The organism is Campylobacter concisus (assembly GCF_002913715.1).
Lineage (GTDB): Bacteria > Campylobacterota > Campylobacteria > Campylobacterales > Campylobacteraceae > Campylobacter_A > Campylobacter_A concisus_AG.
Map to the genome: position 1 here is coordinate 1 of NZ_PPCE01000002.1, position 3,764 is coordinate 3,764.

A 3,764-nucleotide genomic window follows, 5' to 3' on the forward strand; every position below is an offset into this window, starting at 1 on the left:
ATTGGTCAAGATGATGCTAAAGACCTAGCGGTAACTAGCACAGCAAAAGCTTCAAACTATCCAGATGATGGCTCAGTAGCAAAGATAGTAAATCCTAATCCAAATTTAAAAGTGTTTGGATCGGATACTTCCAATGATATAATCATAGATGATACTCACATAAATTTGGTAAAAAGTGGTGTAGGAACTGATGATGTTAAATTTCTAAATAATGCCACAGTGGACTGGATGTCAAGCGGAAGTAGCGCAGATAGAGTAGAACTGCCTAACGGATCTTCTGTAAATAACACAATTATAGTAACCGAGGGTGGTGAAGATGTGGTTAATATCGATGCAACATCTTTTAATGGTAGCACTGTAAATACTGGAGCTGATAACGATACTGTTAACATAAATACAAATATTACCGCAACGGCTCAATCAAATATTGTAACCGAAGATGGCTCAGATACTATAAATATAAAAAGTGGCATAACACTTACTAATGTAAATGTAGATATGGGTGCAGGTAAAGATACTATAAAGATCAATGACGGTAAATTAAATTCTACTGATCGTATAATATTTAAAGGCTCTACGCTAAGTACAGGAAGCGATACAGCAGCTGACGATAATGACGTAATAACTATTTCAAACGCTACATTTATGGAAAGTAGTCCAGGTAAATACTCTAATGTATATACGAAAAATGGAGATGATATCGTTACTGTAAAAGATGGAACTATATTTCAAGACAATTCACTCATTACAACTGGACGAGGCAACGATAAAGTATATTTAGAAAGTAGTGTTCAATTTAATAAAGGTACCGTTTGGGCTGATGACGGAGATGATGAGATACACATTAACGGAGCGGAATTTAACGGTCCTAGAGGTATAGGCGGCGTATCTGGCGGAGCTGGAAACGATAAAATTTTCATTAACGATGGAACTAAATTTACTGGTGGCTCTATACTAGGCGACTTCGGAGCTACACTTGATCCTACAAATGGACCAGGAAATGACCAGATAACTATTTCAGGTGCAAGGACTGAATTAAATAACGTAAATATAGATACTGGTGATGCTAATGTTAATGCGGATGGCGGGGCTAAAGATACTGTAAAAATCGAGGATGCAAAACTTAGGAACACTAATATTACGTCTGGTAAAGGTGATGACGAGATAACCATAACCGGAAACGCAAATTTAACCGGCGGATTCAATAAGGGCGGAAGCGGTGACGATATTATAACAGTAAGTGGCAATGCAATCTTGAACGGCACATATCTTGAAGGAGAACAAGGTAATGATACTATAACTATAAGTGGCAACGTTAAGGCTAAAGGTGGTAATTTTAGCACTGGAGCTGGAGCAGATGATAAGATAGAAATCAAGGATAATGCCGAGTTGGATGGCACTACATTGCAGTTTGAAGGCGGTAAATCAACAGATAAAGCTACTCTAAACGTAACCGGAAACGCCGTACTAAAAGATGTATCCATAAAGGCTGATTCATCTCTAGGTGAGCAATATATGAATTTCCATCAAAGCGGTGAAGCTAAAGTAAAAAGTCTTATGGGTAGCCAAAACAAAGACGTTATAGATATAGCAGGCGACTTTACTTATACTAACGTCGGCAATAATCTTCAAACTTACGGCGGAGACGATGAGATAAAGATGCACGGCGGAGCTACGGTAAAAGTCAAAGCAGATATGGGCGATGGCAATGACAAACTTACGATAGAAAACGCTAATTTTAAAAATGACTCCTTCGTTAATATGGGCAAAGGCGAAGACAAAGTATATATTAATGCCGGAGCAAATTTAAATGATGTTCAAATTGATGGCGGTAATGGTAATGATGAGATAAATATAAACGGTGGAATACTAACTAAAACAGAGATAGATACAGGACGTGGAGTTGTCGATAGTGAAGGCAAAGGCGGTGATACTGTAAATATAAGAGGTGGTAAGTTTAGTGGAACTCAAATTTGGCTAGGTAATAATTATAGTGGCGGAAAAAATACTGTAAACATAGACAATAAGGCAAGCGGTCAATTCTTTGGCGATCAATATACCAATTTAAATAATGGCGAATACAAAACATTCATACAAGCATGGTATAACGCAAATGCAAAGGATACAGTAAACATCAAAGACGGTGCTGTCGTTAAAAATGCCACTATAGCGCTTCACGGTAATGAAGATGAAATTAATATTGCTAAGGGTGCTACTGTTGAGCACTCTAGGCTTATCACCGGAGATCAAAACGATACTGTAACAATAAACGGTGACGTTAGCAATACTCATATACATTTAGGATTTCATAAAGATACTCTAAAGATTGGAGATGGTGTTACGATAACTGGCAATAAAGCGCTAGATGCTAATATCTATATGGATAGTGGAGATACAAGGGATTCAAGCACATTTGGTAATGATATTGTAAAAATAGGAAATGGTGTTACACTTAAAAATGGAGTCGGTATAAACGGTGGTCACTTGGGTGATGATATCAAGATAGGTGATAATCTTACTCTAGATGGTAAAGCTGGTATTTACGGTGACTGGGGGAATGATGGAGTTGCACAAAGTAAGACTACCGATGGAAACGATATTATCACTATAGGCGACAAACTAAAGATGACTAACGGTTCTATAATATCTGGTGGCGGTGGAGATGATATTATCTCTATCGGTAAAAATGCAAGTATTCAAGATACTTCGACTATCGATGGTGGAGCTGGAAACAAAGATAGATTAAAGATTGCTGATGATAGCGTAGACCTTACTAAAGTTAAAAATTTTGAAATATTGGATCTAACTGAAGGAAATCATAATGTATCTCTATCAGCTAAAGATGTTCTAGATATGACTGATAGCAACAATAGGCTAAGAATAGATGGCGATAGTGGCGATAATCTTGGTCTTGCAAGTAAGGGTTGGGTTGCTTCAGGCACTACTAGTGAAGATGGTATTAACTACAATGTTTATACTAATACAGAGGGTGGAAAAACTGTAACTCTAGAAGTTCAAAACCAAGTACATGTTGATATTTAAATTTTAACTAGCTACTTTAATCCCAAAGGAAAAATCCTTTGGGATATTTTTATTCTATAAATTTCTATTTTAATTACCTTAAAACTCGAATTTAACTAGCAAATTTAATATTTTTAATCCAATACATATCCAAAATTAGCACCAAAGTACAATAGACATGCCCTTTAAAAATATATATAATTTGCCGATTTATGAAATCAAAACAATTTAAATATAATAAATAAGCTGGAGTGGGTAAAAGTGCTACAAGAGGGAAATGTAATAACCCTTAACGATGCAACTGGAGAAGTAAAAGATCTTAGCGTAGAAGATATCGATCAAAACGAAAAGATAGTTACAGATAGTACTGACTCTCAAGTAGCAATAACTAAAACCAATGATAAAGAAACCATAACTCTAGATCAAGTCACTAACAGTAATAGCCAAACAGTGGCAAATATTTCATTCGTAGGTGGCAGAGATGCGGGAATTGTAGGCGGAGATGGCGTAAGCCTAACTTCTGTTAGTTTTGCTGAGGGAGGGCATATTAGTAATATAAATGCTCATATAGCAAGCAGAAATGTCGCAATTTCAGTAGGAGCCACATCATCTAGTAATAATGCCTTTGGTGTAAGTGGAGGAAGTGCTGTTGGGGCTGGGACTGGAACTGGAACAACAGGACCTGCTTTGCCAGCAGGAAGTATAAAAATTCCTTTATCAGCATATGTAGGAGAGAGCACATC

At 36.8% G+C, this 3,764-nt stretch carries 2 protein-coding genes; both read left to right on the top strand.

Annotation, left to right across the window (positions count from 1 at the left end; translation table 11 throughout):
• Positions 1-3,042, top strand: a 3,042-nt coding sequence (locus tag CYO92_RS09265; protein WP_180997981.1) for a beta strand repeat-containing protein, incomplete at its 5' end; no start/stop codon positions are given.
• A 429-nt stretch (positions 3,043-3,471) separates the two neighbouring features.
• Positions 3,472-3,764, top strand: a 293-nt coding sequence (locus CYO92_RS09220; RefSeq protein ID WP_219808121.1) for a hypothetical protein, incomplete at its 3' end; no start/stop codon positions are given.